The sequence below is a fragment of the Mycobacterium sp. E183 genome (assembly GCF_001667735.1).
Classification (GTDB): domain Bacteria; phylum Actinomycetota; class Actinomycetes; order Mycobacteriales; family Mycobacteriaceae; genus Mycobacterium.
The window spans coordinates 1-5,946 of the sequence record NZ_LZJN01000170.1 but is presented as its reverse complement, the minus strand read 5'-3'; the positions used below and the strand labels follow the sequence as shown (position 1 = coordinate 5,946).

Annotated in this window: 8 protein-coding genes; 3 read left to right on the top strand and 5 right to left on the bottom strand. The window is 68.9% G+C overall.

Translation table 11 applies throughout. The annotated features are described in order from the left end of the window. The 4 genes from A5691_RS20455 to A5691_RS20440 form a co-directional block, all read right to left on the bottom strand. Positions 1 to 1,539 (bottom strand): cation-translocating P-type ATPase (locus A5691_RS20455; protein WP_156734808.1); only part of this gene is annotated, 1,539 nt, incomplete at its 3' end. Then, complete coding sequence (locus tag A5691_RS20450; protein WP_067888788.1) at positions 1,536 to 1,748, bottom strand: heavy-metal-associated domain-containing protein; 213 nt, start codon at positions 1,746 to 1,748, stop codon at positions 1,536 to 1,538. The genes A5691_RS20450 and A5691_RS20455, both read right to left, overlap by 4 nt. Before the next feature lie 126 nt (positions 1,749 to 1,874). Next, positions 1,875 to 2,951, bottom strand: coding sequence for a hypothetical protein (locus A5691_RS20445; protein WP_068015689.1), 1,077 nt, complete (start codon positions 2,949 to 2,951; stop codon positions 1,875 to 1,877). Between the two features lie 79 nt (positions 2,952 to 3,030). Beyond that, positions 3,031 to 3,852 (bottom strand): mycofactocin-coupled SDR family oxidoreductase, encoded by an 822-nt coding sequence (locus A5691_RS20440; protein ID WP_067754179.1) that lies wholly within the window; start codon positions 3,850 to 3,852, stop codon positions 3,031 to 3,033. 140 nt (positions 3,853 to 3,992) lie between these two features. Between A5691_RS20440 and A5691_RS20435 the strand changes: the two genes are divergently transcribed. Further along, positions 3,993 to 4,463: an SRPBCC family protein gene (locus A5691_RS20435; protein WP_067754177.1), complete on the top strand. Its 471-nt coding sequence runs from the start codon at positions 3,993 to 3,995 to the stop codon at positions 4,461 to 4,463. Positions 4,464 to 4,531: 68 nt separating this feature from the next. After that, complete coding sequence (locus A5691_RS20430) at positions 4,532 to 5,011, top strand: DUF417 family protein (protein WP_067754199.1); 480 nt, start codon at positions 4,532 to 4,534, stop codon at positions 5,009 to 5,011. Here the strand turns inward: A5691_RS20430 and A5691_RS20425 are convergent. After that, positions 4,935 to 5,603 carry a TetR/AcrR family transcriptional regulator gene (locus A5691_RS20425; RefSeq protein WP_068266772.1) on the bottom strand — a complete coding sequence of 223 codons (669 nt, stop codon included), beginning with the start codon at positions 5,601 to 5,603 and terminating at the stop codon, positions 4,935 to 4,937. The two genes, A5691_RS20430 and A5691_RS20425, sit on opposite strands and share 77 nt — an antisense overlap. 103 nt (positions 5,604 to 5,706) lie before the next feature. On the opposite strand from A5691_RS20425, the gene A5691_RS20420 reads away from it, so the two are divergent. Continuing rightward, positions 5,707 to 5,946: TetR/AcrR family transcriptional regulator (locus A5691_RS20420; RefSeq protein ID WP_156734807.1), on the top strand; the 240-nt coding region annotated here is incomplete at its 3' end.

Below are 5,946 nucleotides of genomic sequence, written 5' to 3'. Positions count from 1 at the left end.
CGCGTCGACGATGCCCCGCACGCCGTTGCCCTCGGAACTGGTGAATCCCTCGGCCGCGGGCAGCCGGCCCAGCTCGGCCTTGGCGGCCTTGGCGATGGCCCGGGCGATGGGATGCTCGGAGGCATCCTCGAGCGCCCCGGCGTAGCGCAGCAGTGCCGCGCGGTCGGTCCGGTCGGCGCCGACCACGTCGAGGAGGGTCATCTTCCCGGTGGTGACGGTGCCCGTCTTGTCAAGCACGATCGTGTCGACGCGGCGGGTGGATTCCAGGACTTCCGGCCCTTTGATCAGCACGCCGAGCTGGGCCGCGCGGCCGGTTCCGACCAGCAGGGCCGTCGGGGTCGCCAGCCCGAGCGCGCACGGGCAGGCGATGATCAGCACCGCGACGGCCGCGGTCAGGGCGGCGGTGGCCGGGAACCCGAGCGCGAGCCATGCGCCGAGCGTCGCGAGGGCGATGCCGATGACCACCGGGACGAACACACTGGAGATGCGGTCGGCGAGCCGCTGGACCTCGGCCTTGCCCGACTGCGCCTCCTCGACCAGCTTGGCCATGTGCGCCAGCTGCGTGTCGTCGCCGACGCGGGTGGCGCGCACGACGAGGCGTCCGCCGACGTTGACGGTGGCGCCCGTGACGCCGTCGCCCGGGCCGACCTCGACGGGAACGGACTCCCCGGTGAGCATCGAGACGTCCACGGCCGAGGAGCCCGAGACCACGACGCCGTCGGTGGCGACCTTCTCCCCGGGCCGCACCACGAATTGGTCCCCGACGGTGAGGCGATCCACCGGGATCCGGGTCTCGCCGCCGCCCCGCAGCACGGCGACGTCCTTGGCGCCGAGCTCGAGCAGGGTGCGCAGCGCGGCGCCCGCCGTCCGCTTGGACCGCTTCTCGAAGTACCGTCCTGCCAGCACGAACAGGGTCACACCCGCGGCGACTTCGAGGTAGATGTTGCCCGCACCGTCGGAGGTCCGGATGGTCGGTTCGAACCGGTCGTGCGTCCCCGGTGCCCCAGCCGTCCCCAGGAACAGTGCGTACAGCGACCACAGGAAGGCCGACAGGGTGCCGATCGAGACGAGGGTGTCCATCGTGGCGGCACCGTGCCGGAGATTGGCCCAGGCGGCGGCGTGGAAGGGACGGCCACCCCACACCACGACCGGCGCGGCCAGCACCAGCGACGCCCACTGCCAGTAGCGGAATTGCAGGGCGGGGATCATCGCCATGGCGATCACCGGGGTGGCGAGCACGAGCGACGTGATGAGGCGAGTGCGAAGCGCCGCCAGATCGGCGTCCGCGCGCTTCCCGGGGGCCGGCTCCTCCCGGCGCTGCGGCAGGGCGGCGGTGTAGCCGGCCTGCTCGACGGCGGCGATCAGCAGCTGCGGGTCATACCCCGAGGGAACGGTCAGGGCCGCCTTTTCGGTCGCGTAGTTGACGGTGGCGGCGACGCCGGCGAGCCGGTTCAGCTTCTTCTCGATCCGGGCGGCGCACGACGCGCACGTCATCCCCGCGATCTCGAGCTCGATATGGCTCACCGGCACTGCGCTCATGCCACCAAGACGGCCTCGTAGCCGGCCTCGTCGACCGCGCCGAGGACGGCGTCCGCGTCGATGGGAGAAGAACTCGTGATCACCAGCCTGCCGGTGTCGGCGCTGACATCCACGCGCTCCACGCCAGGGAGGCGGCCGACCTCGTCCCGCACGGCCGACTCGCAGTGGCCGCAGCTCATCCCGTCGACCCGGTATTCGCTGGTGACCATGGTCCTCCTTCCGGTGGATGCCTCGGGTGGATACCCGATGGCGATACACCTTCGGGCGTCACCTCCATCATGAGTGGGTTCGTACGCTGGTGGCAGCACGATTCTGCCGGATCACGGGACGGGACGTCAGGGCTGGGACAACAACAGCAGCACCCGACCCGTGGCAGGGGGCGCCGGAAACGCGCCCTCGTCGAAGCCGTAGTACTTGCGCTGGTCGGCCGTGACGGCGTCGATCACCTTGCCGGTGGCCGTCAGCTCGCCGTCGTGGACGCGCGCCATCATGCCCTTGAAGTCCGGGACCGCCATCGAATCGGCGAGCATCAGCGCCTCCCCGCCGGTGGCCAGCGTCACCAGCACGCCGGCCCCGGCGTAGTTGTTGCCGCCACGGCCCCGGCCTAGCGGCGCCCAGTAGACGGGCGCCGAGGCGACGGCGCCTTTCACCCGGCGGTATTCGCCCGCATGTTGGGTGTCGGCGACGGTGACGACCGGCAGGGCCGCGATCGTTCGTTGCTCCTTGAGCCAGAGCCCACCCAACGGAACGCAGACGATGGCGTACATCAAGAGCACCAGGACCAAGACGGGCTTCCAAGCGATTTCCCAGCCGAGCCGGCGTGGCGAGATCGCCAGGCCGCGCAGCTGCGTGTCGAGCCGGCGGCGTCCGAATCGAAAGACGTACCAAGCCAATACCCGCGCCAGCGCCATGACCGCGAGGATCGTCAGGCCGGCCATGCCGCACACCCGCCAGTAGAACGTGCTGTCGCCCTGGTTGGCGGTGGCCGCCCACATGACGGCGGGGATCGGGGCGGTGATCAGCAGGAGCAGCGCGTACGACGGGTGACTGGTCAGGTATGGATAGGTCACGCGCCAGGCGGGGTTACCCCCGTAGACGGTCACCGGCCCGACATCGGCGTGCACCGTCGGTGTCCACGACCCCTGCACAATCCGCGGCCGCACGAGCGAGCGGACGAAGAAAAATCCGAAGACGAGCGACACCACGAGCGCTCCCCAGAAGGTTCCGTCGAGCCGTTCGCCGGTGCCGGGCACGCCCATGGCGCCCCGGATATCGATCACCTTGCCGACGAAGAACGTCAACGGCATCACGAAGAAGAACTCGGTCAGCCAGGTCTGGATTAGCTGGGGAATGCGCGCGCCAAGTCGGTCGAAGGCAAGTACACGTTGCCAGACGAAGCTCAGTACGCCCATGAGCAGCGACCATATCGACCTGACGCGGTAGCGGCAATCTTTTTGGTGCGGCTAAGGGCGCTTTGCCGCGCGGAAACCCTCAGACATAGCCCACGCCGATGTCCACCGAAACCTGGGTCGCCGTGACCAGCCGCGACTGGTCGGAGGCGAGCCAGGCGACCGCGTCGGCGATGTCCTCCGGCTGGGCGATTCCCTCGGGCAGTAGCGGCTTGTGCAGTCCCCGCAGGTGCGGGTAGGTGTCGGCGGCCGCGTGCAGCGCTTCGCGCATGCGCCCGGTGCCCATCGGTGTCGCCACCGCGCCGGGGTTCAGGCTGTTGACGCGGATGTTGTGCCTGCCGAGCTCGGCGGCGAAGGCGCGAGCCATCCCGACGACGGCGTGCTTGCTCGCCGTGTAGTGGATCATGAACGACTGCATGTTGATGCCCGCGGCGGAACCGATGAGGATGATCGAGCCGCCGCGGCCCCCGTCGATGATGTGCTGAGCGCCGGCCATCACCGTGTTCCAGGTCCCGGTGACGTTGGTGTCGATGGTGTCGCGGAACGCTTCGGCGCTGATCTGGTCCCACGGCGCGGGACTGCAGATTCCGGCATTGGCGACGATGATGTCGAGGCGACCCAGTTCGCCCACCGCCCTGTCGACGGCGGCCGTGAGCGCTTCGAGGTCGCGGATGTCGACGGCTTCGGTGATCGCCCGTTTGCCGTTGGCGCTCACCAGCCTTGCCGTCTCCGCCAGGTCCTCGGGTGTCGGTGAATCGTAGGGAACGCTCGGCGGCAATGGCCCGGCGATGTCGACCGCGATGATGTCGGCGCCTTCGGCGGCCAGGCGTACGGCGTGCGCCCGGCCCTGCCCCCGCGCGGCGCCCGTGATCAGCGCAACCTTCCCCGAAATGGATTGATTCATGGGTTGTTTCGGCTCCTCTCGGCGGGGGCTTCCGCCACGCCCATGCGGTCCCTGGCAGGGCGGGTCGTTTCGCTGTTCTGAATTCGACTCGGCGAGCGTAGCGTCGAGCTGACGCTGCCGGACAGCCGAAAGGAAAGATTATGACCGTCACCGTTGTCGACGCGGGTCCACGGCAGGTAAGCCGGTCGGTCGAAGTGGCGGCGCCGGCCGCGGAGCTGTACGCGATGGCCGCTGATCCGCGGCGACACAGCGAGTTGGACGGGTCGGGTACCGTGCGAGCCAACATCAAGGCTCCGGCGGAAATGGCTGTGGGGTCGAAGTTTTCGACCAACATGAAGATGTACGGCCTGCCGTATCGCATCACCAGCACGGTGACCGCCCTCAAACCCGGCGAATTGGTCGAATGGCGTCATCCGTTGGGGCACCGGTGGCGCTGGGAGTTCGAGGCGCTTTCGCCGAGCCGGACGCGGGTCACGGAGACGTTCGACTACAGCCGGGCCGGTGCGGTCAAGAATGCGCTGAACTACTACCAGCTGATCGGTGCGGTGAAGGGGAATACCGCCGGCATCGAAGCGACGCTGGCTCAGTTGCGGGATCGCTACGCCGGATAACGGTTCTGCGTGCGGGTGAACAAAATCGGGAGCCCTCTCGTGGCTGCTCTGTGGACAAAATCGAATCCGTGACCGCGCCCGTCGCCACCGGTTCCCGTGTGGCGCAGTCCCTGACGCTGTCGGGCCAGCTGATCAGCCGGTACGGGTTGGTCATCGTCCTGGCCTGGATCGGGTTCGGGAAGTACGTGAAGATGGAATCCCGTGTGCTGATCGAGCACAGCCCGCTGATGAGCTGGATCTACGACGTGTTGAGCGTCACCGCCGTCGCACGCTTGCTGGGCACGATGGAGATCGTCGCCGCGGTTCTGATCGCCCTGAGGCCGGTGTGGCCGCGCGCGTCGGCGGCCGGCAGCGCGCTGGCGGTGCTGCTGTTCCTGGGCACCCTGAGCTTCCTGTTCACCACGCCCGGCGTAATCGCGACCCATGCGGATGGCGTTCCCGTGCTGTCGGCGTTACCGGGCCAGTTCCTGCTCAAGGATTTGGTGTTGATCGGCGTCGCGGTGTGGACCTGCGGTGATTCGCTGGGCGCGCGAACAGCGTCCCGCTGATCAACCCCTTCGCCGAAGCGAGCGTGGCCGCGTAGGCGTCGGCGTCCAGGGTGGCCGCGCGCTCGGTGAGGCCGCGAGCCAGCGCATGGATCGCGCCGGCGGCGGCCCGGGGGTCGATGCCCGGCTGCAGCGCGCCGGCGGTCTGGGCGTCGCGGAGGATCTCAATGATGGTTCGGCGCAGGGCCTTTGGCCCCGGATAATTCGGCCGGCCGCGACGGGGATGCTGATGGCTCTCCGCGCGTACCGCGCGATCGAAGCCGGCCAGATGCGGATGTTCGCGCATCATCCGACTCGCCTCCTCCAACACCGCAACCAGCCGTTCGACCACGTCGTCGGCCTGTGCGGCCGCGTCCCGCAGCCGGGGGGCCGCGATCCGCTCGATGTCCTCGACGGCCGCGCCCAGCAATTCGGACTTGTTCGGGAAGTAGTGGTACAGGCTGCCGCTCGTCATGTCGGCGGCGCGGGCGATTTCGCGAATCGTGGTGCGGGAGTAGCCCATCTCGGCCACAGTGCGCATCGCCGCGGTGATGATGCGCGTGCGGGTCTCCTCACCGCTGGCGCCGACGGGGCGTCCCCGCTGCGCCCGCGTCACCGTGTTCTCCGCACTCGCGCGTCCCGTCCGCAGGCTCTCGGCGCCTGACAGTGTCGAATATAATCGAGTGATCGATTTATTCGGGGTTCGTGCGGAGAACACGGTGACGCGGGCGCAGCGGGGACGCCCCGTCGGCGCCAGCGGTGAGGAGACCCGCCAGCGGATCATCGTGGCCACCATGCGCTGTGTGGCGACGGTGGGCTACTCGCGAGCCACGATTCGCGAGATTGCCCGCACCGCGGATGTCACCAGCGCCAGCCTCTACAACTACTTTCCGAACAAGTCCGAATTGCTGGGCGCGGCCGTCGAGGACATCGAGCGGATCGCGGCCCCCCGGCTGCGG

Bases quoted from the DNA above. Each gene is read 5' to 3' on its own strand.
- A5691_RS20450 (WP_067888788.1), bottom strand. From the start codon at position 1,748: ATGGTCACCAGCGAATACCGGGTCGACGGGATGAGCTGCGGCCACTGC.
- A5691_RS20445 (WP_068015689.1), bottom strand. From the start codon at position 2,951: ATGGGCGTACTGAGCTTCGTCTGGCAACGTGTACTTGCCTTCGACCGA.
- A5691_RS20440 (WP_067754179.1), bottom strand. From the start codon at position 3,852: ATGAATCAATCCATTTCGGGGAAGGTTGCGCTGATCACGGGCGCCGCG.
- A5691_RS20435 (WP_067754177.1), top strand. From the start codon at position 3,993: ATGACCGTCACCGTTGTCGACGCGGGTCCACGGCAGGTAAGCCGGTCG.